General features: G+C 26.2%; 26 protein-coding genes. 3 read left to right on the top strand and 23 right to left on the bottom strand.

Going from position 1 to position 23,824, the window contains the following annotated elements; all coding sequences use genetic code 11:
* Window positions 1-84: 84 nt before the first annotated feature.
* From Tmeso_RS13325 to Tmeso_RS13295, 7 genes are all read right to left on the bottom strand, one after another.
* Window positions 85-1,221, bottom strand: a complete 1,137-nt coding sequence (locus Tmeso_RS13325; protein WP_099192014.1) for a TolC family protein — start codon at window positions 1,219-1,221, stop codon at window positions 85-87.
* Window positions 1,222-1,245: 24 nt separating this feature from the next.
* Complete coding sequence (locus tag Tmeso_RS13320) at window positions 1,246-2,442, bottom strand: ABC transporter permease (protein WP_099192012.1); 1,197 nt, start codon at window positions 2,440-2,442, stop codon at window positions 1,246-1,248.
* Between the two features lie 23 nt (window positions 2,443-2,465).
* A complete protein-coding gene (locus tag Tmeso_RS13315; RefSeq protein ID WP_099192010.1) occupies window positions 2,466-3,152 on the bottom strand; it encodes an ABC transporter ATP-binding protein in 687 nt (228 codons plus the stop codon).
* A gap of 19 nt (window positions 3,153-3,171) precedes the next feature.
* The gene (locus Tmeso_RS13310; RefSeq protein WP_099192008.1) at window positions 3,172-4,407 is read right to left on the bottom strand and encodes an efflux RND transporter periplasmic adaptor subunit; all 1,236 of its coding nucleotides are present in this window, start codon (window positions 4,405-4,407) and stop codon (window positions 3,172-3,174) included.
* Between the two features lie 172 nt (window positions 4,408-4,579).
* A complete protein-coding gene (locus tag Tmeso_RS13305) occupies window positions 4,580-4,870 on the bottom strand; it encodes a hypothetical protein (protein WP_099192006.1) in 291 nt (96 codons plus the stop codon).
* A gap of 147 nt (window positions 4,871-5,017) precedes the next feature.
* Window positions 5,018-5,593 (bottom strand): spore protease YyaC, encoded by a 576-nt coding sequence (gene yyaC, locus Tmeso_RS13300; protein ID WP_099192004.1) that lies wholly within the window; start codon window positions 5,591-5,593, stop codon window positions 5,018-5,020.
* 98 nt (window positions 5,594-5,691) lie between these two features.
* Window positions 5,692-6,591, bottom strand: coding sequence for a DMT family transporter (locus Tmeso_RS13295; RefSeq protein ID WP_099192002.1), 900 nt, complete (start codon window positions 6,589-6,591; stop codon window positions 5,692-5,694).
* Window positions 6,592-6,767: 176 nt separating this feature from the next.
* Here Tmeso_RS13295 and Tmeso_RS13290 point away from each other — a divergent pair, with 176 nt between their 5' ends.
* Window positions 6,768-7,691 carry a TIGR01212 family radical SAM protein gene (locus tag Tmeso_RS13290; RefSeq protein WP_242967932.1) on the top strand — a complete coding sequence of 308 codons (924 nt, stop codon included), beginning with the start codon at window positions 6,768-6,770 and terminating at the stop codon, window positions 7,689-7,691.
* Window positions 7,692-7,778: 87 nt separating this feature from the next.
* Here Tmeso_RS13290 and Tmeso_RS13285 read toward each other — a convergent pair whose 3' ends face one another.
* Both Tmeso_RS13285 and Tmeso_RS13280 read right to left on the bottom strand, forming a co-directional pair.
* Complete coding sequence (locus Tmeso_RS13285; RefSeq protein WP_099191998.1) at window positions 7,779-8,678, bottom strand: GTP pyrophosphokinase; 900 nt, start codon at window positions 8,676-8,678, stop codon at window positions 7,779-7,781.
* Between the two features lie 71 nt (window positions 8,679-8,749).
* Complete coding sequence (locus Tmeso_RS13280) at window positions 8,750-9,712, bottom strand: aromatic acid exporter family protein (protein ID WP_099191996.1); 963 nt, start codon at window positions 9,710-9,712, stop codon at window positions 8,750-8,752.
* A gap of 431 nt (window positions 9,713-10,143) precedes the next feature.
* Here Tmeso_RS13280 and Tmeso_RS13275 point away from each other — a divergent pair, with 431 nt between their 5' ends.
* The gene (locus Tmeso_RS13275; protein ID WP_099191994.1) at window positions 10,144-10,710 is read left to right on the top strand and encodes a hypothetical protein; all 567 of its coding nucleotides are present in this window, start codon (window positions 10,144-10,146) and stop codon (window positions 10,708-10,710) included.
* 102 nt (window positions 10,711-10,812) lie between these two features.
* Here Tmeso_RS13275 and Tmeso_RS13270 read toward each other — a convergent pair whose 3' ends face one another.
* Window positions 10,813-12,333, bottom strand: coding sequence for a phosphoenolpyruvate carboxykinase (ATP) (locus tag Tmeso_RS13270; protein ID WP_242967931.1), 1,521 nt, complete (start codon window positions 12,331-12,333; stop codon window positions 10,813-10,815).
* 336 nt (window positions 12,334-12,669) lie between these two features.
* Between Tmeso_RS13270 and Tmeso_RS13265 the strand changes: the two genes are divergently transcribed.
* A complete protein-coding gene (locus Tmeso_RS13265) occupies window positions 12,670-13,758 on the top strand; it encodes a GerAB/ArcD/ProY family transporter (RefSeq protein WP_187296363.1) in 1,089 nt (362 codons plus the stop codon).
* A 347-nt stretch (window positions 13,759-14,105) separates the two neighbouring features.
* On the opposite strand, the gene Tmeso_RS13260 is transcribed toward Tmeso_RS13265, so the two are convergent.
* The 13 genes from Tmeso_RS13260 to Tmeso_RS13210 all read right to left on the bottom strand — a co-directional run bounded on the left by Tmeso_RS13260 (window position 14,106) and on the right by Tmeso_RS13210 (window position 23,526).
* Window positions 14,106-14,630 carry a hypothetical protein gene (locus Tmeso_RS13260; protein ID WP_099191990.1) on the bottom strand — a complete coding sequence of 175 codons (525 nt, stop codon included), beginning with the start codon at window positions 14,628-14,630 and terminating at the stop codon, window positions 14,106-14,108.
* Between the two features lie 245 nt (window positions 14,631-14,875).
* On the bottom strand, window positions 14,876-15,010 hold the full coding sequence (locus Tmeso_RS16995) for a hypothetical protein (protein WP_278281471.1): 135 nt from the start codon (window positions 15,008-15,010) through the stop codon (window positions 14,876-14,878).
* Window positions 15,011-15,175: 165 nt separating this feature from the next.
* On the bottom strand, window positions 15,176-15,328 hold the full coding sequence (locus tag Tmeso_RS16520) for a hypothetical protein (RefSeq protein WP_187296362.1): 153 nt from the start codon (window positions 15,326-15,328) through the stop codon (window positions 15,176-15,178).
* Between the two features lie 232 nt (window positions 15,329-15,560).
* Window positions 15,561-15,830 (bottom strand): DUF7660 family protein, encoded by a 270-nt coding sequence (locus tag Tmeso_RS13255; protein WP_099191988.1) that lies wholly within the window; start codon window positions 15,828-15,830, stop codon window positions 15,561-15,563.
* Window positions 15,831-15,888: 58 nt separating this feature from the next.
* On the bottom strand, window positions 15,889-17,247 hold the full coding sequence (locus Tmeso_RS13250) for an SMI1/KNR4 family protein (RefSeq protein ID WP_187296361.1): 1,359 nt from the start codon (window positions 17,245-17,247) through the stop codon (window positions 15,889-15,891).
* A 485-nt stretch (window positions 17,248-17,732) separates the two neighbouring features.
* Window positions 17,733-17,981, bottom strand: coding sequence for a transposase (locus Tmeso_RS13245; protein WP_099191984.1), 249 nt, complete (start codon window positions 17,979-17,981; stop codon window positions 17,733-17,735).
* Between the two features lie 261 nt (window positions 17,982-18,242).
* Window positions 18,243-18,851 (bottom strand): hypothetical protein, encoded by a 609-nt coding sequence (locus Tmeso_RS13240; RefSeq protein ID WP_099191982.1) that lies wholly within the window; start codon window positions 18,849-18,851, stop codon window positions 18,243-18,245.
* 383 nt (window positions 18,852-19,234) lie between these two features.
* A complete protein-coding gene (locus Tmeso_RS13235; RefSeq protein ID WP_099191980.1) occupies window positions 19,235-19,834 on the bottom strand; it encodes a DUF3137 domain-containing protein in 600 nt (199 codons plus the stop codon).
* Between the two features lie 46 nt (window positions 19,835-19,880).
* The gene (locus Tmeso_RS13230; protein ID WP_187296360.1) at window positions 19,881-20,351 is read right to left on the bottom strand and encodes a GNAT family N-acetyltransferase; all 471 of its coding nucleotides are present in this window, start codon (window positions 20,349-20,351) and stop codon (window positions 19,881-19,883) included.
* Between the two features lie 52 nt (window positions 20,352-20,403).
* On the bottom strand, window positions 20,404-21,132 hold the full coding sequence (locus Tmeso_RS13225) for an MBL fold metallo-hydrolase (protein WP_099191976.1): 729 nt from the start codon (window positions 21,130-21,132) through the stop codon (window positions 20,404-20,406).
* 478 nt (window positions 21,133-21,610) lie between these two features.
* Window positions 21,611-22,126 carry a cysteine hydrolase family protein gene (locus Tmeso_RS13220; RefSeq protein ID WP_099191974.1) on the bottom strand — a complete coding sequence of 172 codons (516 nt, stop codon included), beginning with the start codon at window positions 22,124-22,126 and terminating at the stop codon, window positions 21,611-21,613.
* 195 nt (window positions 22,127-22,321) lie between these two features.
* The gene (locus Tmeso_RS13215) at window positions 22,322-22,669 is read right to left on the bottom strand and encodes a winged helix-turn-helix transcriptional regulator (protein WP_099191972.1); all 348 of its coding nucleotides are present in this window, start codon (window positions 22,667-22,669) and stop codon (window positions 22,322-22,324) included.
* 329 nt (window positions 22,670-22,998) lie between these two features.
* Window positions 22,999-23,526, bottom strand: coding sequence for a cysteine hydrolase family protein (locus Tmeso_RS13210; RefSeq protein WP_099191970.1), 528 nt, complete (start codon window positions 23,524-23,526; stop codon window positions 22,999-23,001).
* Window positions 23,527-23,824: the final 298 nt, after the last annotated feature.

Here is a 23,824-nt window from a genome sequence, read left to right as displayed (position 1 = left end):
CACTCATGTATAGTAGTTTAATTATTAACTTCTTGTTTAATATAAAAGAAAGCTTAGAATTTATTCTAAGCTTTCTTATTATGTTTATTTAGTATAATCATAATTTGATATGTATTTATCTAAATTTCTTTGAAATTCAAATTTATTAATCATATAATCAAGTTCTTTATTAATCATGTCTATTCTAGCATTTTCTATATCCATCTTGCTCAATCTACCACATTTAAAAAAATTATATTTATTTTGAAAAATAGTCTTGGAGTTTTTTAAAATTTGTTCATTACTGTTTAACTTTTCTTTACATAAAATAAGTTGAGAATATTCATTCTCTAATTCATTTTTTATTGAAATTTCTTTTTCTTGATACAATTCTTTATAATTATTTAAAGTTCTTTCTTCCTCTTGGTATATATATGTATTTGGAGTATATTTAATTTTGATATTATTCAAATTTAGATTCTGTATTTCATAACTATTCTTTAAATTTACATAATCATATCTATTCTTTAAAACCATATCTATGATATTTTCAGGTTTTTTTATACTTTCAATACTAAAATTTTCATCTATATCATCTAATACAACAACATATCTTTTATTAATTTCATGTCCTATTGATTGATTTAAGGTATTATATAAATTATCTAATTCAATCCTTTTAGTTGCTGATAATGTGACCATTTCATCATATTTATTTTTGCTGTTTTTTAAATCAATATCCGAAATTTTACCAAGATTATTTTTCAACTCCGATATTTTTAGTTGCTTATACTCATATTCTATATTAATTTTTGCTACTTCTAGTTCTTTTTGCTTAATTAAAATATCTTGAAATAAGTGAAGTACTTTTCTTTTTATTTGTTTTTCATCTTCTTTTAATTTTATTTCATTACTTTCTATTTTCATATCAACTTCTTTACTTTTATCCCCAGATTCATATTTGTAATCTTCCAGTGTAGCATCCCATTCCGAATTTGATTTTCTGTTCTTTGCCTGCTTTTCTTGTCTTATTGTTTTTGAACGTTCATCATGCAATGCATCCAAGCTTCTATTGTCTTCTTTTAATATATTTGAGTTTAATATAGCTTCACTTTGTGCTCTTTCTAAAGTCAATATATTATTTTGAATATCGTCTGCAAATGATTTAAATGATATTATTGAATTAAAAAGCGTAAATAGTGCAACTATTATAAATAAAAATATATATCTGTTTTTTTTCATATTAACCTCCTATCAATTCATAATTTACTCATATCTAAGTGCTTCTATAGGGTCAAGTTTAGCTGCTTTATTAGCAGGATATAATCCGAAGAATATTCCAACAATAGCAGAAAACGAAACACTTATTACTATATATTTAATAGGTACACTAGGATTTACTTTCAAGATTAATGCTGCTATATTAGATACTCCAAGACCTAACGTAACACCTATTAATCCGCCTAGTCCTGATATTATCATTGACTCTACTAAAAACTGAAGCAATATATCTTTTCTTTTAGCGCCTAAAGCCTTTCTTATCCCTATTTCTCTAGTTCTTTCAGTTACAGAAACCAACATTATATTCATAACACCAATCCCACCAACTAATAAAGATATAGCAGCCACCGCTCCTATTCCTAGAGATATCTTACTTAATACATTATCAACTATATTCATTTCACTTTTTGCAGATTTTACATCATATAAATTTTTCTTGATTTTTATTCTAGATAAATATTTTGAAATTTTATCACATGTTAAATCAATATCAACTTTCTTAGATAACTGAGCTTGAGCTGAGTAATATAAACCATCATTTTGTATAATACTTACAGGAGCATAAAGTATAGTTTGATCTTCTTTATTAAATTTATCAAATACGGAAGGAGGATCTTCATATACCCCTACTATAACAAAACGTTGCCCAGAATCTCCACTTTCTATCTTTATAGTTTCTCCAACTACATTTTCTCTATTAAATAATTTAAGAGCAAGTTTTTTATTTATAACAGCTACATATCGCCTTCCTTTGATATCCTCTTTATTTAGAAATCTTCCATTTGTAATATTTACTTTTCCTATAGCTTTATAGTCTTCATTTGTTCCCTGTATATCTACATTCGCAAACGATTTATTTTTCTTTGCTTTTCCTGATCCCCAAGTAATAGGAGATATATATTCAATTTCTTTTGAAAATGCATTCTTTATTTTTTCAAGTTCATTATCGTTTAAAAAATCAGTATTTCTTACCTCATCACCCCAATTCAAACGAATATTTATTCTATGAGTTCCAAATCCCTCAAATTCTTTACCTATACTTGCTTTACCAATCTCCCCTAGAGTCATTATTGTAATAACAGAACTAATACCTATTATTATCCCTAGCATTGTCAAAAAAGACCTCATCTTATTTGCTCTTAGACTGGATATAGCTAGCTTAAAATTTTCTAAAAAAAACAAAGTATTAACCTCCAATCTAAAATCTATAATCTATTTTCGACAAGTTCATCCTTTATTAAAACCCCATCTTTAAAAGCTACTATTCGTTTGCAATGTTGTGCAATCTCTGGTTCATGTGTTACAAGTATTATTGTTACACCTTCATCATTCAACTTCTTAAAAATTTCCATTACCTCATCCCCTGATTTTGAGTCAAGATTTCCAGTTGGCTCATCTGCTAAAATCAAAGGAGGTTCATTGGCTAATGCTCTAGCTATTGCAACTCTTTGCCTTTGTCCTCCAGATAACTCATTAGGCATATGATGTATTCTATCTTTCAATCCAACTTTTTCTAAAATATTAATTGCTTTTTTCTTTCTATCATTCTGATTTTTTCTGGCATATAAAAGTGGTAATTCTACATTTTTAAGTGAGGATGTTCTTGGAATAAGATTAAATGATTGAAATACAAATCCTATTTTTAAATTTCTTATATCTGATAATTCTTCTTCATTTCTATCTTGTATAGGTATTCCATCTAGCAGATACTCTCCAGCAGTTGGTTTATCAAGACAGCCTAAAATATTCATAAAAGTAGATTTACCAGATCCAGAAGAACCCATTATTGCTACAAATTCGCCTTCTTTTATATTAAGAGATACATTTTTTAAAGCGGGAACTTTTATATCTCCATTTTGATATACTTTTTCTAGATTTTTAACCTCTATCATTTTTATACCTTCTTTCTAACTACTTCATAGTAGAAACCTTCATCCCATCTATGAAAGTTTCATTAGGATTAAGCGCCACTTTATCACCTGGTTTTATATTCTTTGAAATAACTTGTACTTCTAATTCACTCTGTATTCCTAATTCAACGGGAATCTCCTTTAATAATTCATTCTTTACTAAAAATATGCATTTAGTTTTATCTGGTTTTTCGTAGATTGCTTCATAAGGAAGAACTAATGTATCTTTTTGTTTCTCTGTCTCTATTTTAGATTCAATTACAAGGCCAGGTCTTAATCCTTCTATATTTCCAAGTAAATCCACCTCTACGGGGATTATTATTTGCTTTCCTGAAGAAGATCCTTCTTTTACTCGTGCTGTTGGATAAATATTGGTTATTTTTCCTTTAAAAGTAGAATTAGGAAGAGATTCTGTAGTTAAATTTATTTCTTGTCCTTTATGTAATTTGCTTATATCAAATTCATTTATATCGAATGTTGCCTTTAAAGTTTTCAAATCTTCTATGACAAATATCCCTCCAGCACCTTTAGGAATTGATCCTATTTTTGCATCAATAGCTGTAACAGTTCCATCTATTGGACTTTTTATTGTTGATTTACTTAAATCATCTATTTTTTGTTTCAAATTCAATTTTTTAAGTTCCAATGATTTTGCATCTGAATCGTTATTCTTTTCTCTTATGGCTTTATTTAAATCTGCTTTTATTTTGTCTAAATTGTTTTGAGATTTTTTATATGTATTATAATCAGAATCAAGTTCATCTTTACTAATACTTCCTAATTCATATAATGATTTAGAACTTTCATATTTATTTTGAGCGATTTCAAAATCCATAGTTTGATTTTCTATATCTTTTTGCAAAGATAAAATTTGTTCTTCACTATTTTTTTCTTTATATTGAGCTTCTTGAATTTCAAATTCAAGTTTTGCTGATTCAATATCTTGATTTAATTGTTTCATATCAAAGGTTGCTAACCTATCTCCTTTTTTTACTTGGTCTCCTTCTTTTACGAATATATTATCTACTATATATGTAAGGTCTGAAGATATTTCTGATTTTACCTTACTTTTCAACTCTCCTTTAACATATATATTAGAGCTTATATCACTTTTTATTATATCTGTCGTTCTTACTGACATAACATCACTTGACCCCGATGTTTTAAAATTAAATACTATAAATAATAAAATAACTAAACTGATTGATATACCTATTATTTTCTTTTTTTTTGCCATTAAATTTACCTCCTACTTTACTTTGATTATATGGAATTAATTGTAATTTTTTCTTTACATTATGATTATAACATTTTAATATTTTTTTTTGCTTAAAATTTTCTTAAATTTTTCTTAAATTTTGTAGTATTTGTAAAAAAAATAGGAGAACAACACATAATGTGTTGTTCTCCTATTTTTCTACTTCACTATCATCTATTAATTCTATGATTTCAGTAGTATTGTTTTTACTATCTCTCTTGTTTCTATTTTTTTTCTTTTTACTTGGTTTTGACTCATTATTAATTTCTTCATTAAGGTACTCTATATTGTCGTTATCTTCTCTTACTTCATTATGTTTTTTTTCATCAGAACTTTCACGTTTTGGTTTTTTCACTTTTTTGCTAACTTTTATTTCTTTTTTACTGTTATCATTAGTTTTAGTTTTTTGTTTATTCTTTTTGAAAGCTTTAAATAAACTCATAATTTACCTCCTTTATTATTAAGTACATATTATTTTATGTTTTATCTTGTTTTGTTGTTACATTAAAATTTAAATATTTCCTTTTATTTTCTACTAGGAATAATATATTTTAAAAAATGCCATTTGAATTAATTCAAATGGCATTTTTTAAAATATATTATTCTGTACTTGATTTTTCTGGGTACATGTCCATAATGCATGATCTATTCCTCTTGATATAAAATCAGACATTTTCATTATTAATTGTAATCTTGTATTCTGTAAAACCATAAATTCCATAAAACCTGCTACATTTACTATCCCTAGTATATTTATATCTCCTACAGAAGGTAATTTTTTATTTACTCCTGCTCCGGGTCTTAATGCTCCATTAGAAACTTTAATACATCCAATTCTATCCGATGCCCCTAAGCATGCATCTATCGCTATTATAAATGGATTTTCATAATTTTTATTTATATATTCAATTGTATCGTCTAAATTTTTTGCATGTACAGGTTCTTCTAATGTTCCATGTATATATATTTCTTTATATTTATTTATTTTATTTTGAAGTTTATAACCAATTAATGGTCCTAAAGAATCTCCAGTACACCTGTCCGTCCCTATGCACAATATAATTATTTCTTTATGATCTTCTTTGTAATTTTCTTTAATATAACTTTTAAGTATATTTGGGAAATGTATGTAAGCATTATTATCTTTTATATTTATTTCATTCAATTATATTCACCTACCTTTTCTTACAATACAAGTTTTTCCTAAATATACACAAAAAATTCATCTATATTTTATATAGATGAATTTTTTCAATAAATATTTTATTCATTATTTATTAAATTATCGTCTTCTTCTACTTTTAAAAATTTACTAAAATCAACTTCAGATATTATCATTCCTAACAATATTAAAAATGCTCCTATTCCTGTTTTTACAGTGATAATTTCAGAGTATAAGAAATATCCAAACATAGCTGCAAATACAGGTTCTGCTGAATAAATTAGAGCTGTGTGATTTGAAGTTGTAAACTTTTGTGCCACACTTTGTATTATAAATGCACCTGAGGTACATATTATGCTTAATATAATTATATTGACCCAAACATCACTGCTAGATGGCAAGTTGGGACTTTCCATTGTAACGGATGTCATAATACTTAAAAAAGCAACAACTCCAAATTGGATAACCGCTAATGCTATAGATTCACATTCCCAAGTATATTTTCCTACAAATATTATGTATATAGCGAATATAATAGCGCATACCAATGTATATATATCCCCAATATTAATTCTTGTGATGTTTTCATTTAAAGTAAGCATAGCAAGACCTATCAGTGCAAGAACTGCACTTACTAATGACTTTTTTTGTGGAAACTGCTTAATCATAAATCCCGCTAGTATAGGTACCATTATAACATTTGATCCAGTTATAAAAGCAGATTTTGAAGCTGTTGTATAGTTAAGTCCAACTGTTTGAAATGCATAATGTGCATAAAGTATAATGCCTAATACTAATCCATATTTCATAGTCTTCTTATCTGTTTTAATCATATTCTTAAAAAATATACAACTAGATATTATGAATGCTATTAAAAATCTTATAGCTAAAAAGTTGTATGTTTCCAATTCAGATAATGAATTTTTTGTCAATATGAAAGAAGCTCCCCACCCTATAGTTACACATAGTAAAGCTAGGTCAGCTTTTAATTGTCTACTCATTATACACTCCCCCTTATTACTTTATTCATACTTTTATATAATTAAACTTTAAACAATAAATACCTTCAAAATATACTTATATATATTCACTTTCTATTCTATTATTCCTTGAAATATTTTATTTTGCATAGTAAAATATATTCTACACTATATAAATATAAAGGATGTGCACTAATTTGAATTGGTTTGATAAAAGGTATCATTCACTTAATTTTGAACTCAGAAAAATATTTAATGAAAAAATCTTCAAATTATCACTCGATGGTGGATTTACTTGCCCTAATAGGGATGGGAAAATAGGTTTTAATGGATGTATATTTTGTAGCGATACTGGATCTGGAGAATATGCTTCGAATAGAGTTTTAACTATTGATAAACAGATAAAAGAGCAAATAAATCTACTAAGTAATAAATGGCCTAACGGAAAGTATATCGCCTATTTTCAAAATTTCACTAACACTTATGCTGATGTTGATGTATTAAGAAAAAAATATGAATCAGCTATTAATTGCGATGATATAGTTGGTATTGCAATAGCGACAAGACCGGATTGCTTAGATGATGATGTTATACAATTACTAAGTGACTTAAGTAAAAAAACATATCTTTGGATTGAACTGGGACTTCAAACTGTACATAATCAGAGTGCTGAGTTTTTAAGAAGAGGATATCCTTTTTCTTTATTCGAAGAAAAAGTAAAAACACTAAGGTCTTATAATATAAATGTTGTAACTCATTTGATATTAGGTATTCCAAATGAAACAAAAGAAATGATTTTCGAATCAATTTCAAAAATTTCTCGAATGGACATTCAAGGAGTAAAGTTGCATCTACTTCATATAATAAAGGGAACTGATCTTGAAAGATACTATAATTCAACTAAATTTAATCTATTAGAAAAAGATGAGTATATAAATTTAGTTTGTGATATTTTAGAAAGGCTAAATCCTAATATAACAATTCACAGATTGACAGGAGATGGATCCAAAGATACATTGATCGGTCCATGGTGGAGTCTTGATAAGAGAAGCATTTTAAATGGCATAGATAAAGAACTTTCAATTAGAAATTCATATCAAGGCAAATATTATTTACTATAAATAATATTTGCCTAATAAAATATAAATATACCTTTTATAAACTACATATAGTCTATAAATTCATTTGTTAACATTACATTACTCCCATTATGTCTGTATCATATTTTTTGCAAAATCTATAGATGTATCATCTTTTACTATTTTATCTAAGGTGGATATTAAATCGTTTTTTTCTTTTTCATCTATATTTATATTATTTAGTATTTTATCCTTGATTTTTAATATTTGATTATTTTTAGACTTTATAACTTCATCATATTTAACTTCCATTTGGGACCAGTTTTTGTTTAATAGATTTATCAAAGATGCCATTTCATCAGAACTTCCAGCAATTCTATTGAACAAAAGCAGATTTAATGCTAAAACTTCTGGTATTTCTTTATGGCTATATCTAAGCTTATGATCTATTTCTCCATACCCTTCTTCAAATATAGTTCTAACTTGAATTTCTGCAATAACTTTTTGATTTGTTGGAAAAAATTCAATCAAATAGTGAACTGAGCGATATCCTGATTTTCTAGAATGAATTTCAATACCTAATTCTTTAAATTTTTGAGTATCGTCTCCATCTCTTACATTTGCTGTTATTTCTATTACATCCCATGTTTTCATTATAAACTTATGTATTTCTTCCCAGTCTTCTTTAAATATATGTATTGCTCTAATTCCTATTAAATCTGTTATTTCTTCTTTGTAATTATCTACTGAAAAACAGAAGTTTTCTCCATATTTATTTTTTCTACTAGGAATCTTTCTTATTATTTTTTCTATGAGTCTATCTGGATCTTTTACCCTAGACTTAACAGAGTGTATATTTTTATGAGTTCTAAAAATCGTAGCTATAAAATCTGCTTGACTTTCATAACTTTTTTTATATTCATTAAAGTCATTATATATATCATTTATAACTTTCCAATCTACATCAGTATTTTTAATTTTGTCTGCTAAATGGTATTTCACTAAAAATTCTTCTTTATTTATTGTCATTTACTTTCTCCTTTTTGTAATTTATTATCTTTAGATTTTTAAATTCAATATATTTTTATATGACTCAATTTTTATAATCTATCTATATTTTCTCTAAACTCTTTCTTTATTATTAAAAAACTCTCCATATCATTTAAAAATTGAAAAAGCATAGCTCTGTTTTCAAATTCCTCTCGGTCTTTAGGAAGTGGCATTTCTTTAAAAATCATCCTTAACTTATTTAATTCCTCTATTAAGCTCTCAGCTGTATTGTCCTCATAAAGTAGATTAGCTACACGTTGCGTAAAATCAGATATAATTATGGCTTGATCATAAGTCATAAAAAAACGTTGAAAATGTTCCCTCATACGCTTTATAGTTTCATACTGTTTTACTCTCATTTCCATATAATGTACGTAATAAATTTCATCTTGAAATACATAATTATTGAAATTGATATAAGATAATTTTAACGCTCTTTGTAATCTATTTTCCAAATCATTAAATAATACATCCGATTCAAATTCAATAGTATGGTCCTTTAATGCGATAGACATCTTATGTAATATTTCTTTCATTTTTTCTTCAATATATATTTTATCGCTTCTTATTTTATTTTCTATGCTAGGCATATAAAGATTTAATATTAATGCTACAAATGCACCTATTATCATAAGATACAATTCATTTCTTAGCCAAAAAATTTCTACAGATTTTTCTACAAGCAAGTGTGTTACCAGCACTGAACTTACTACTATTCCCTCTCCCATATTAAATTTTACTGCAAGTGGAATAAATATTACTAAAAATATAGCGAAACTTATCTCACTATATCCAAACAAATTGAATGTTATGTAAGCTATAAATAAAGCCAATATACATGCACAAATCCTTTGCAAAGCTATTTCAACAGATTTTCTTTTAGTACTTTGGATACTTAAAATAGTTATTATTCCGGCAGACACGGCGTATTCAATACCTAGATTTTTTGATATAATTATCGAAATAGCTGCACCTATAGCTGTTTTTAATGTTCTATACCCTATAAATTTCATATAAACTCCTTTTTTCTATTTTATTTATATATTTAAATTCTTTATTATTTTATCATAAATATAAAACCTCCTAAAATAGATTTTATGACGGTTTTTTATCACTGCATGTAATTTAAAAAATTTATAGTTTGTATGGATGAATCAAATATATACTATTTAAGAGGTATAATTACTTTCCCAACTTGTAATTCATAATATAATTTAATTTTTTTATTAAGAAAACTACTTTGCTATTATATATTTATTTGTATATTTTGTTTAGTATAAATAAAAAACATAATTCAAATAATAATAAATACCTATTTATAAAAGAAAGTGCTATTATCAAATAAGTTTACATTTTATAATATCTATAATGAATGAATATGTTCTAATATCTATACTAACTATATAAACTCAGGTTGAGATTATATTGTGCGAAAGGTGATTTAATGAGAAAAAGAAGATATTTCCAAAAACACTATAAATATAATGAATTTAATAATACTTATTTAATTAAAGTGTCTCTTGATGATTATGATGATGTATATGATGATTGGGACCCCTCACCTTTTAAGAAAAGGGATATTGAAGACGAATTTAATGACTTTATAGTAAACTCGTCAGAAGATATACCCTTAAATTTTAATATCCAAATTGATCTTTATTTACCTGAATCTAAAAAAGATCCGAAAAAAGAAGTAGCTTTATTATCAGCTTACAAAAATTATTATAGTTACGCAATAGAAAGACTTGTAAAATCCAAATCCAATCTTCATAAAAAAACTTTATCGTATTTATTTCTCTCTATTTTATTTCTTAGTATGGGTTATTTTTTTATTAGAGATACACAAAACGTATTTCTTAATGTTTTGCACGAAGGAATCTATATAGGTGGATGGGTATTTTTATGGGAATTCTTTACTAATATTTTTATAACTACAAGAGAAGTACAAGCTGAATATAATCTATATAAAAGGTTATATCAGTCTGAAGTTAAATTTATTTATCACGACTAATATAATTAGTTGTAATAAATAATCAATGCAATAATTATATTCTAACACTATACAATACTATTTTGATGCACACAAAAAATTAAAGCTGGGATATTTCCCAGCTTATATAGAAACCGCCACTTCTTTTTTTATATTTTCAAATTTAGAAAACCACTGTTCTCTTTCTTTTCTTAATTTATTGGCTATTACTTCGTATTCTTCTTCGCTATAATAATTTCTTGGATTATATTTTTTAATATCTATTCCATCTACATACTTTGGTACTAGATATCCCCATTCTTTATCTAATTCCCATTTAACATTGTCTTTTGCTATTTCCTTCATTATAGTAGTTGAAACTTTAATAGTTATTTTTTCCCCTTTAAATTCTTCTTTAGCTCCAATAGCACCTGTATTTAGTATAAAGCACTCTATATCTGGATTTCTTTTTAATATTTGATACAATCTATGTCCTTCATCTTCCTCAGGCCCTATTATAAAAGGATTAGTACCTACACATCTTTTTGATTTCCCTGCTTTTGTAGGATCTCCAGCAGAGGTTTCTATTGACTCTCCAAGCATAAATGCGTTAACAGCTTGTGAAATCTCTAATTTCATAACAGGTGGAACTATATCATTCCTTCTTGTGATAAATATAATTTTATTTGCTTTTTCAATATCTATACTATCATCTGTATTCGATATTTCTTCTCGTAAAACTACTCCTCTTCCATTAGCTGTAAGAGTTGTATCATTAAAATCTACTTTTCCATCCCCAGCTACTTTTACATTTTCAAATATAGAATTTTTACTTATAGCTGCTTTATATAGAACTTTTTGCCCTTCATCAAGACCTTCAGTCTTTATAAAAAATCCATTTTCACTTCCTGCACAATATCCATTTTCGTCCATGAATATAACATCATCTTGTCTGACAATAGCTTTTTCATCTCCAGTAAGACCGTGATCATGTATTGTAAGAGTAGTTTTCCCTGTTCCACTTAATCCAAACATTATAAATCCTACATCTTTTAAGTTTTCATTTTTATCTATTACTCTTAATACTTTACTCCCTGCATGTAACCCAAGTCCACCCATTTTTTTTACTTTATACATAGCTTTTCTTAAAAAAGACTTTTTAGCTTCACCAAAATAATCACTACCTAATATATAAGTAATTCCTTCTTCTGGATATACTATCATAATTTTTTCTGGCCATTCAGGAACATATATACTTATTAAATCTGGATTTTCTACATCTACAGGATCAAACAAAGTATTGTTCCACATATAAGCTATTCTACTATATTCCTTCGTTATGTAAAGTTTACAATTAAAAGAAAACTCATCATAAATTCCCATTTTTCTATCTACTCTAATTACTTCTTTATTGTTTAAATAATTCTTAACTTCATTAACAATTTTATCTGCTTTATCTCTACTAATCCCCTGTTGCTCTACTCCTAATGGTATATCATCTACAACATAAGTATTCTTTGCACTTCTATTTCTCACTTTAGTAACATAACATGGACTATTAAATTCTGTTGTAATCTCCATATCTATACTCATGTCTCTCAATTCTTTAACATTAGGATTTATTATTAAGTTTTTAAATAGTTTATCATTTATTAAGTATGTCACTTTTACCCCTCCAGTAACCTATATGTTATATTATTGTTAATTACAGTATAAAGTATAGCATATTTTTTTAATTTGTATATCATTTTTGTAAAGAAAAAAATAAAATAAAGTAAGTTGTTCTATATATTTTTTTAAATAAAATATATTCTAAAATTACTTATATAAATTAAGTTGTTCTATGTAAAAAAGATTCTATTTCCTTTATATTTTAATGGAATTAAATAAGTACTATATTATACTTTTACAATAAATAAGAAGTTATTTATTAAATTAAATATATTTACTCAGAATATGGATAAACTAAAAGTAATATATTTAATATTGGAGGAATTAATATTGAATAAGGAAATTATTTCTGATAAACAAGGGATTGCTATTATAGTTATCTTCATAGCAGGAACTTCATCTATCATGCCGCTTGCACTTCAAGCTGAACAGAATGTATGGTTAGCTATTCTTTTATCTATGATAATGGCTTTAATTATGTCACTTATATTAATCAAACTACATATTATATTTTCAGGCAAAAATTTATTTGACATTTGTGAAATTTGTTTAGGCAAATTTTTTGGCAAAATACTCATAGCAATATTTAGTTTATATACTTTTAATGAGGGAGTTGAAGTTCTAGTAAATAATAGCCAATTCATTACTGATACTGGGCTTCCTGAAACTCCTGATATTATAATTAGAATATTTTTTTTAATTTTATGTATTTGGTCTGCAAAAGAGGGAATTGAATTAATTGGAAGGTGGTCAAGCTTATTTTTTGTTCCATTTGTTTTTTTCTCATTTATTTCATTCATACTATTAATGCCTAGAATGGATATAAATAATATGCTCCCTATATTAGATATAAATTTTAAACCTGTATTTAAGGCAGCATTTGCATCATTTTCATTCCCTTTTGGTGAAATAGTAATGCTTTCAATGATTTTTTCAGACTTTAAAAATGAAAAATCATACTATAAAATATACTTTTTAGGTTTATTAATAGGAGGAATTTGTACTTTAATTCTTTCTTTGTCCACTATTTTAGTTTTAGGACCAATTGAGCCTTTAAACGAAAACTATTCTGCCTACAGTACAATAGCAAAAATAGATATAAGAGATTTTATTCAGAGACTAGAAATAATGTCATCACTTATATTTGTGATTGGTTCTTTTCTTAAATTCAGTGTTCTTATACTTGCCAGTTGTATGGGTTTTAGTAAAATTTTCAAGATTAAAGACTATCGTCATATTATAGTTCCTATTTGTCTTCTTACTCTAAATTTTTCTTTTATATCATTTAAAAATAGAATGGATTTAATTCAATGGAATTATATAGCCTTTTCTTATTATATATTCCCTCTTGAAGTTATTTTTCCTATTATGTTATTAATTACTTCAAAACTAAAAAATAAATTAATTAAACTCCCTTGATTTATCTGAAAAAAGTTAATCATATAAAATCAAACTAGAAGGATTTAACCCTTCTAGTTTGATTTTTTTCTTTATATTGCGAATAGTCATCCCGTTCCCCTAATTTTTTAAATTATAGTAGTATATTTCTTGGTACAAAAGTGCAAATCTAAAAATAAGATTTTTTATCTAACTATTGGGTAATATACTTTAGTTCTAATAAGATTGCTTTTTTAGGATACATAACTAATATATTAATATTGTTAAATAGTTAAACTCATTACATATATATTCTTATACATGACTCATTAATTGTACGAGCTTAACTTGTACAATTGTAATATCTAGTTTAGTCATCATATTTTAATCTAAACTCCATGTAATATGTTAGGGTTTGTATATATACTACTCAAAATATTCTTTGCTATTTTTGTAATTTCTATTTTATACAAATCTATTACTCTATTCATTTCAGCCTTATCCTTATCTGCTTTATAACGATAAACCATATCTTCAATTAAGCTGTCATAACCAACCAATTCAATGGGTATAAAATCATATCCTTTCTCAAATGAACGTAAGCTTGCTAAAACAGCACAACCTGTTACTACATCATATCTTCCTTCAATCATAGCCTCCAGAATCCATATCAGTTTCTCGTTATTTATACCAATTTTAGACTCGCTATAAAAATTTTCGATTAAATCTTCTAAATCATCTTTTACAAAGATTCCATTAAAAAATACTGACAACAATTTAGAATACTTATCTTCTCCTAATACTTCTAACAATTCTTCTGTTTCATAAATCCATTTTTGAAATTCTTGTATAGTAATCTCGCCTTCACTAAAACTAAAAAACTGATTTGTAATCTTCTCCGTATATGTAAACATCATAACTCTCCTAAATTAATTTGTAATATTTCTATATTTATCAAATCTATGTATAACTCCAAATTCAGCTAATATTCTAAGTACTTTAGTATAATAAATAAGTATATAATACGTATTTTAGTATTTCATCTAACATATTTAGATGTTCTATCATTCTACCCTCTCTTCTAGAATAATAAAAAACCTATTTTAACATAATAGTGCTAAATACTAATAATTGAATAAAAGGTTCTTTAAATATTAGTTTAATCCTGACTCTGTATAAATGTATTAAGACAGTTTTCATATTGATTTCGTGAAAACTCAAGCAAAGGAATATTTTCAAACCATTCGATATCTTTTCCAATATAAGTTGGAAATCCTGTTCTATCTATACCCATCCTCTTCCACTGTACTAAAGTGTTAATATATTCTACCTCGCATACAACTACTATACAAGAAAAATCTAAATCATCTGAACATACAAGAATAGGTAATATAGTTGTTTCACATTCACATAAGCTTGTCTTTCTCCATACATACTCCTGTTCTTTTAAGTCTAAAAGTCAGCCTAGCCAAGTAGGAATTAAATTTAAGAAGTCATTATTACGAAGTATATTTACAATCCATTTATCCAGTCTTATCCCATCCACGAATATCATTAAATATTCATCGTCCACACACTCTGTTGTAATTATTTTTGCTTGAATTGAATTCAACAACCTCACCTCTCATACAGCAAATTTAAATCATCTTATGTATCCATTTATCTCTATAGAATTCTTAATTTTATTTGCACTCATAATTCTATTGGATTATCCAGTAAGAAGCTCATACATTATGTAGCTATATTTTTTAACCTCCACGCTTTTTATACCTTTATATAGTCTTTAATAAATAATTTCTAATTTATATGATAGCACTATAAATCCACCTCAAGCACAAAATAGTTTACTCATATATTTTCCCCATATATAGTATCTGGGCACATCTTTTCCATGCATTATCTGGCTTATCATAGAATTCCAATCCAGATTTTGATATTTCTCCCCACTCATGTGCTGCTTCCAAGAATATTTCAATTGTTTCGTTTTGCCATTCATCATTTACTTTTTTATTGACAAAATCTATTCTATCCTTACTTAAAGCTTTAATAAAAAGTAAAAATGAATCTTCATCTTTAACCTCATTAACCATCTCAAATAATGATTTTCTACCCATAAAAACTTAGTCTCCTTAACTTCTTATTCTATATAAATCTATCTAATATCCTGCATTTCTATATAATTAGATCTATCTCTTCTATTAGTCTATCGTATATTCTTTTCTTAGATTTTAATATCTCTTCATCCTTTATTTTTTTTAATATACAAATAATTTCTTCTCTACTGGGTGGATTAATAATTTTATATTTACCTTTTATATTTAAAGACGTCCATGAATTAGCCATATATTCTAATGCATTTAAAACTACCAATCTATATCTACCCCCTAGATATAACCATTCTTTTATATCTTCCCAAGTAGGTTGTGAACAAGCATATAACTCATACCATTGATCTTTTGTAGTAGAATTTGAAATGTAATTTTTTATCCAATTAATTACTCTATTCTCTTTAAAATAACATAAATGACGCTTCGCTTCATAATCTTTTATTTTATCATTGAACATACCTTCAACATATGCTATAACCCTAGATAATCCTTCATCTCGAGGTAAACATCTAGAAGTAAGATACGACCTAAACACCGAATCGATTTCATTATCATTTTCCCAAAGATATCTTACCCAATCAGCAGCACAAAGCCCTAATGCTTCTCCAATAATTTTATACAAAATTTCTTTTTGACAATCGTCTACTATTTTTAATCTTTCTAATACTTTTTTAAATAATAAATTTTCATCATAACCTTTAAGAACTTTAATTTCTTTCTCTTTTATTTGTCCATGAAATTCTATATATTTAATTAGGCTTTCTAAATCATTTCTTCCTTCATCAAAACAAATATCAGAAAAAGTATTAAACCAATTTTTCCATCTATTTGATTCTGAACTATTTGAATTCAATCCTTTCTCATCTAAAAAAGGTTCCATTTGCCATATTTCAGTTCCTATTCCATATAACTCAGTAACTTTCTCAAGATATGTAATAAAAGAATCAGCAATAAAAAATATTTCATCTTCTTCATGACTCCAATATACAATACTTTGTTCTTTATCTTGTTCCATATCAAAAGCTAATATATCTCCGTTCCCTACTTGATAAAATTGAAGCTTATTTTTTAATTCACATTTTTCTCCATCATATGATTCAAGTTCTTTGGCCAAAGGATTTAAATCTTCAATCCATTCTAAACTCCAACAAATTTCACCAGAAAATATTTCTCTAAATTCATTAGGTAGATTTGCATCTTCAGGAAGATACCAATTAAATTCTACGTGTCTTGAAAAGTTCAATAGAATTTCTTTAAAAGAAATAGGTAAAGAGAATCCAAGAATTTTCTCTTTATTTTCTATTTCTTCTTTTGTTGCTGGTGGTTGGATTACAAGTTCTCTTGCCTCTCCTCCAAATACTTTAACCTTATCTAATATTTGCTCCCATTTATAAACTAAAACTTTATAATTATAAACACTCATATTTTTCAACCTCCACGTATACATGAAAATATAGTTATTATAAAGCTTTAACCCATCAAAAATTATTCTTTATAATAACTTTAAATCTATAATTTATTTTAATTATGTCATACTCTATAACTTACACATTATATTTCATAACGGGCTTATCATTTATTATATAACATTTTCCATATATTGTAGTACTATCTAAAGATGCATTTAAATTAAAGTTTAATTTCTTTTATTTATAAAATACAAAAAAGAAGGTGCCTTTAAGTCTCCTTCCTCAATAAGCAGATAGTTATTTTCTAAATGTAAAATGCATTCTTGTTGGGGTGTGCCCCATTTTTGGTACAAGCATAACTTGTCTATTTTTTTACATATTCTTTCAATTGAATATACTGAGCTACTTTATAGCAGAAACATAATACACTCTTCTATTGTATATTTATCTCCTTTAGAATTTTAGAAAATAAAACCTCTCAATGGACTATTTATTGTGTCTACTTAATTGGGTTCAGTCTATATTCTAAAACAGCATTTGTTTTAAGTTCTTTTGAATAGTTTTTCCAAGTCTTAGATTCTTTTAATCCAAGAACACCATATTTTTTATATAAATATATCCAATGTCTCAAAGTCCCATCCACAACTCCGTATCTATGAGATATATCCGACGTAGATAAAGCTCCACTATTATATTCTTGAATAATATTATATTTTTCATTAGCTGAATACCTTGACCTTTTAGACATAAAAAATGCTCCCCTTTATGGAGGGACGCCGAGATACGTATAAAAACTGGTAACTTTATGGTAAAATTTTACATAGTTATCAGTTTTATTATTTTTAAATGCAAATTCTATTTAGAATAAACCCTTTAATAATACACAGTCGAAAAAAAGCCGCTAATTATAACGACTTTTCATACTTCTCTACTATTGTATAACAAGTTGGTTATATAAATAGTGTTCTCTTCTGCGTAGATTATAATGCTTTATTATATGCTACTTTGCCTAGTGAATTTTTGTTAACTTGCATTTTATTAAATATACTTCATCATTCTTTTTTATGTCATCTTGAATTAATTTCTTTTCCTGATTAATTGGAATACCGAGTGAAGCATTTTTACCATGTGCAGATGCTAAAAGCAATATCTCATTATTTTGTGAAATTTTCATTTCTTTTAACGCAGTTATTACTCCTTTAAACTTAAAACTTTCATTTTTATATCCGCTTATTCTGATAAAATTGTTATGATTATCTCCACTTAAAATACAGTTTAATGCATTTGAATATTTCTCTATATTTAACAAAATATATCCATCGGAGCTTTTCTGGCCTATTACAAAAGTTTGAGGTGGTTCTAAAATTTCCAGTTTATTATCAAGTTGTCCATTTTTATAATACTCTGACCAACATTCAAATTGATACGTTGAACTAGGTTCTAAATTATTAATCTTAAAAATATAACTATGGTCTACTCCTTCTGATTTTAGTAAAAGATTTTCTCTATCTGTATATGTAAGTTGCTCAATTGAAGTTACATTTTCTTTATTTTTCTCATATCCATATGTAAAAATAATTAATATAAATAGGATAAAAATTATTGGCTTTTTTTTCATTTCATCACTCCCTTTAATATCCTAACTAATACACTATATATTACTATTTGTTTTAATTTTACCTTATCATCTATAGCTGTAATAATTTTATCCATATCGTTAGTATTTAACCTTTATATTTTTGTATGTAATTTTATATGTGAAAAGAGAATGTTTTAACATCCTCTTTCATACTAATACGCAGGTAATTATTTTTTTAATGTAAAACGTATTCTTATTGAAGTGTGCCCCATTAATAGTACAAGCATAGTTTGTCCATTCTTTTATATGCAATAACTATAATTTCTTTAATTTATTTTATGAACTGTTTAAGACAAAAGCCCTAATATGTTTGATAGATTTTCAATACTTACAACTAAAAACCAAGGTTATACGAACTATCATTATAATTCAATATTTGATTTACATTTATCAGTTACTCCTATATCATTTAACTCATTTAATACAACTTCAAACAAATCGAATAATCCTTTAAGCATATTAATGTCTTTTATAACTCCTGGTACGCTAAAATATAGTTCATCTACATTTTGAGGAAAATAGGTTCCAAAAACACCTTCATCATCTTTTATTTCTAATAGTATTTTAGGTTGACTCTTAATTAAACTTCTAATTCTATCATTTGAAAACAATTCAATTATTTTATTCTCTTCATTTCCTTTTATTATAAACTCTTCATCAAAGTCTTTATATCCTATGTTAATATCTTGAATACCAAAGCATTTACCTATTTCACTAAATATTCCAGCTCTATAAATCTTAAATTTGAAATTATTTTCATTAACAAATGGTGCTCGTATTCTAGTATATGTGGTACTTGTTTTTCCGTTTGATACAGCATATGTATCTAATGTTATATTCCAATTATTAATATTAAATTCAACTTTTGAATTCTTCAGAAAGCCTCCGATTATAAACTTTGCTTTAATCTCATTACTAAATTCTTCCCATATTTCATCTTTACTTGGTCCAAACAATCCCATTTTTTTCTCTCCTATTTATATATTTTTTATTTACTTTCTAATGAATTTAATCTATTATATTTTTCATAAAAACATGAGTGTTTTGTCCAATATTATCATCAAATGTTTCTTCTATATAATCCCATCCTAATTTCTTATAATAATCAACAGCTTTTTCAGTTCTTAAATATAATTGTTTATAGCCTCTATTTTTTGCTATTTTTATTATTTCATCAACAAGAATTTTTCCAATTCCTCTATTTCTAAATTCTTTATTAACAATAAGAGAAGCTAACCATGGCTCTAAATCAGGTCTATTTTTTAAATCATTATCAAATAAAGAAACGGTTCCTAAACACAAATTCCCCTCTAAAACTATAAGCGTTACAGGAATATCATATTTGTTTCTCTCTTTAATCCTATTAAGTACCATATCAAATGTTACTTCAGGTCTTATACTTTTTACAAACGCCTCAAATATCCATTTTGCTACTATTTCTGTATATTGAGGATAGTCACATAAGTAAACTATATCCATTAGAATTATCCCTCCTGTATTTTTTATTATTAAAAATTTAGTTTTAAACATTCTATATTTCCAAATGTTTTCTTAAAATATCTTTATTTTCCAATTTTATTTTTTCTTTTGTTATTAATTTTGTTATATAATTTATATTATTTTTTATTAAATCATTATTTGTAATATCGCCATGGCTCTGTACGATAATATCTGCGTTTATTTTCAAATACAATTCTAAAGTCTCTTTATATTTATCTAATTCACTCCAGCACATAAAACACGGTATAGGATCATCAACATTATCTCCTACAAACAATACATTATCTTTATGATCATAGCAAGATGCTGAATCTTCTGAATGTCCAGGTGTATAAAAGAATTCAATTCCTTCTTCTTTGAATGCAATTTTCTCTGTAAATGTAGTATTGGGTAAAACAATTTCTATCTTATTTTTTGCAAATTGTTGTGCGTGATTAATTAAGTCTTCTTCTCCATATTTGGCTATATGCTCTCTACACAATTCATGAGATATTATTTTAAAATCTTTAAATGCACTATTTCCCCATATATGATCCCAATGACTGTGAGAATTAAATATTATATATTCTTTTTTTCCAAAATTGTCTTCAAGGTATTTTTTAATTTTCTTTATATAGTATGTTCCCAGATAAGTATCACATATAAAAAAGTGTCTATCTCCATTAATAGCATATACATTAGTCACACAATCATAGTCTGAACTTTTAAGTTCAAAAAAAGTAAAAAGAATTCCTCTTTCACCGACTCTTATAATTTTCATATTATTCCTCCTCCTTTCTAGATTTCTATTACAGTTTAAATATATATATTATTTTGTTTATCTATGTAATCTATTTTTCATCCTAATATACAAAACTATTTATAATCATAATTGCATTCTTCTTGAGTTTATATTTCAATCTTTTTAATAGAAATCTAGCAACCTTTTTATTATACAATATTTTCCACAAAGTTAGTGCTAATATAAGTTGTTATTTTCTATATTCAATAATCAAATCTACCTTTGCATATTTTTATAAATAATCCCAAATAAAAAAGAGAATGATTTATCATCCTCTTCTATTTAATACGCAGATACTTATAATATAAAACGCATTCTTCTTGAGGTGTCCCCCATTAATAGTACAAGCATAACTTGTCCATTTTTTTCTAATAAATCTATGCTCAAATCAATTTTCTATATTCTACCACAAACGAAATCCATCATATTTGTTTTCATTCAATCAATTATAATTACCTTATAAGACTTCCTCAGAATTCACAAATTCAATACGTGTAGATACAGCACGAAGAGCAATAAGATGAATATGCTCATTAACAGTAGTACAGCAATCTGGTAATATCTTCACGCTATATTTTTCCGCTGATTTTGATATAGCTGTATGTGTAACACAATTTTGTGTCATCATCCCACACACAAGAAGTTCCTCCACTCCAAATTCTGATAAAACCTCATCTAAATTTGTTTTATAAAAGCTATCTGCATAGCTTTTTATAACAACATTTCCATTAGGCGTAGCTTTTAAAATTCTAGGATGAACATCAACACCCTCCGTCCCTTCGTTAAAGAATGGAGCAATACCTTGACTGATATCAGCAATATGCTGAATAATAATTACAGGAACATTGTTGCTTTCTGCCTTAAATATAGCTTTTTCAATATTATCTAAAGTTTTTTCAGTATTCCACAAAGGAAATTTTCCATCCGGGAAATAATCATTTTGTAAATCAATAACTAAAAGTGCTTTTTTCATTTAACATATCCTCCTCAAATTATATAATTTCTCATAATATTTCATTTGCTAATTTTCGTATCATTGACTTTATACTAACATCATAATTATACTCCGTAAATTACCCACTTTTTCGTATGTATGTTTGTAGCAATAGTATTCTTGAACTTAAATCTAAACTATTTATATTAAAAGAAAAAACATCGAAACCTTAACTTAATTAGTATCAATGTTTTCATTACATTCATTTAAATATTCTTTTCCAACTTCCTGCATGATTTCTAAAGCCTTTATAATTTTTTGCCCTCTATTGTTCGTTAAAAAATATTCTACTTTTAAAGGATATCCTTGGAACGTTTTTTTATCTACTAATCCAAATTTTTTTAACTCCTTTAATTGTTCCAATAACATTTTTTGGCTTATCCCTTTAATATCTCGCTCTAATTGAGATAAGGATGCCTTACCATGATATTTTAGTTGCCAAAGAATAACAGTCTTCCATTTGCCTTTAAGGATATCATGAGTAATTTCTAAAGGACACGTGCATTCACTTCTAATTTTCAATTTTAACACTCCTATACATATTAGGGTTTTTAATACAAATCTTATCTTTATCTTTTTAATGTCCTAACATATCAAATTGATTGTCATTAATATAATAATATCAAATTTGTAGTATTAATTATAGAACAACAGATGTTGATATACAGATTTTCTGTTACTTTTTTGATATAACTTTTACAAGGATTATTAAAACATTTCTATCAATCATAAGATATTTAAATGTATATACAAAAACTAAATTGACAAATCACAATACTTTATTCACACTAAAAAATCACATATCATAACTTAAACATGTGATTTTCTATTTTACTTTCTCTTTTTCTTCTTTAAAAGTCAATATGATCTAAGTATTTTAATTGTACAAATCGTCCACCTAATACTCTATTATGATGATTTATAATTTCATATGCTTTTAAATCTTCTGAATCAAAAGTAGAATGTGCATCCTTTACTAAAGTATTTTTATACCCCATACTAAAAGCTCTTCGGCAAGTTGTATCTAAACAAAATTCTGTTTGCATTCCTACTATAACTAATTCATCTATGCCTTTTTTCTGTAAAGTTTCATGAAGACTCGTTTGATGAAATGAATCCCATGTGTGTTTCTCTATTACTAATTCTCCTTCTATAGGAGCAATCTTGGGATGAATCTCCCACGTTTTTGTTCCCTTCTTATATTCTCCTCTATCTTCTGTGTGTTGTATAAATATTATAGGCGTTTTTGTTTTTCTTGCCTTTCTCAATAATGTATAAATATTATTTAGTACTCCTTCCTCTTCATGCAGTTTATTATTTTCATCACAGAACATTGCAAATTGTGCATCAACTATTAAAAGTGCCGTTTTTTTATTCATTACACTCTCCTCCTATTTATTGAATAATTATATTTTTATAATACAGTTAATAACAATGGATAATATGAATTATGACTACCATAAAACGTTTATTGCTTTAACCAAAACGAAGAATTTTTCAACAACAGCAAAGTGATAAATTATTAGAATTTTTAGTAGATGAAATTATAGGAGTATGTAATTAAATGTGTGTAAACTTCATATTTAAGTTTAGATTTTAAATTTTAAAATAGCGATTTAAAGGTATATAGGGGTTTTGTTTTTCTATGAAAAACTAGCCCTTTTCAATATCATTTCC

The organism is Tepidibacter mesophilus, from assembly GCF_002724055.1.
GTDB lineage: Bacteria > Bacillota > Clostridia > Peptostreptococcales > Peptostreptococcaceae > Tepidibacter_A > Tepidibacter_A mesophilus.
The sequence above is the reverse complement of the archived record's forward strand: the minus strand, read 5'-3'. Positions and strand labels throughout refer to the sequence as shown.

What these genes read in the sequence shown, in the direction of transcription:
- Tmeso_RS13325 (WP_099192014.1), bottom strand. Translation starts at nt 1,221, where the DNA reads ATGAAAAAAAACAGATATATATTTTTATTTATAATAGTTGCACTATTT.
- Tmeso_RS13315 (WP_099192010.1), bottom strand. Translation starts at nt 3,152, where the DNA reads ATGATAGAGGTTAAAAATCTAGAAAAAGTATATCAAAATGGAGATATA.
- Tmeso_RS13310 (WP_099192008.1), bottom strand. Translation starts at nt 4,407, where the DNA reads ATGGCAAAAAAAAAGAAAATAATAGGTATATCAATCAGTTTAGTTATT.
- Tmeso_RS13305 (WP_099192006.1), bottom strand. Translation starts at nt 4,870, where the DNA reads ATGAGTTTATTTAAAGCTTTCAAAAAGAATAAACAAAAAACTAAAACT.
- Tmeso_RS13295 (WP_099192002.1), bottom strand. Translation starts at nt 6,591, where the DNA reads ATGAGTAGACAATTAAAAGCTGACCTAGCTTTACTATGTGTAACTATA.
- Tmeso_RS13285 (WP_099191998.1), bottom strand. Translation starts at nt 8,678, where the DNA reads ATGACAATAAATAAAGAAGAATTTTTAGTGAAATACCATTTAGCAGAC.
- Tmeso_RS13280 (WP_099191996.1), bottom strand. Translation starts at nt 9,712, where the DNA reads ATGAAATTTATAGGGTATAGAACATTAAAAACAGCTATAGGTGCAGCT.
- Tmeso_RS13275 (WP_099191994.1), top strand. Translation starts at nt 10,144, where the DNA reads ATGAGAAAAAGAAGATATTTCCAAAAACACTATAAATATAATGAATTT.
- Tmeso_RS13260 (WP_099191990.1), bottom strand. Translation starts at nt 14,630, where the DNA reads ATGTTTACATATACGGAGAAGATTACAAATCAGTTTTTTAGTTTTAGT.
- Tmeso_RS16995 (WP_278281471.1), bottom strand. Translation starts at nt 15,010, where the DNA reads ATGGGTATAGATAGAACAGGATTTCCAACTTATATTGGAAAAGATATC.
- Tmeso_RS13255 (WP_099191988.1), bottom strand. Translation starts at nt 15,830, where the DNA reads ATGGGTAGAAAATCATTATTTGAGATGGTTAATGAGGTTAAAGATGAA.
- Tmeso_RS13250 (WP_187296361.1), bottom strand. Translation starts at nt 17,247, where the DNA reads ATGAGTGTTTATAATTATAAAGTTTTAGTTTATAAATGGGAGCAAATA.
- Tmeso_RS13245 (WP_099191984.1), bottom strand. Translation starts at nt 17,981, where the DNA reads ATGTCTAAAAGGTCAAGGTATTCAGCTAATGAAAAATATAATATTATT.
- Tmeso_RS13240 (WP_099191982.1), bottom strand. Translation starts at nt 18,851, where the DNA reads ATGAAAAAAAAGCCAATAATTTTTATCCTATTTATATTAATTATTTTT.
- Tmeso_RS13235 (WP_099191980.1), bottom strand. Translation starts at nt 19,834, where the DNA reads ATGGGATTGTTTGGACCAAGTAAAGATGAAATATGGGAAGAATTTAGT.
- Tmeso_RS13230 (WP_187296360.1), bottom strand. Translation starts at nt 20,351, where the DNA reads ATGGATATAGTTTACTTATGTGACTATCCTCAATATACAGAAATAGTA.
- Tmeso_RS13225 (WP_099191976.1), bottom strand. Translation starts at nt 21,132, where the DNA reads ATGAAAATTATAAGAGTCGGTGAAAGAGGAATTCTTTTTACTTTTTTT.
- Tmeso_RS13220 (WP_099191974.1), bottom strand. Translation starts at nt 22,126, where the DNA reads ATGAAAAAAGCACTTTTAGTTATTGATTTACAAAATGATTATTTCCCG.
- Tmeso_RS13210 (WP_099191970.1), bottom strand. Translation starts at nt 23,526, where the DNA reads ATGAATAAAAAAACGGCACTTTTAATAGTTGATGCACAATTTGCAATG.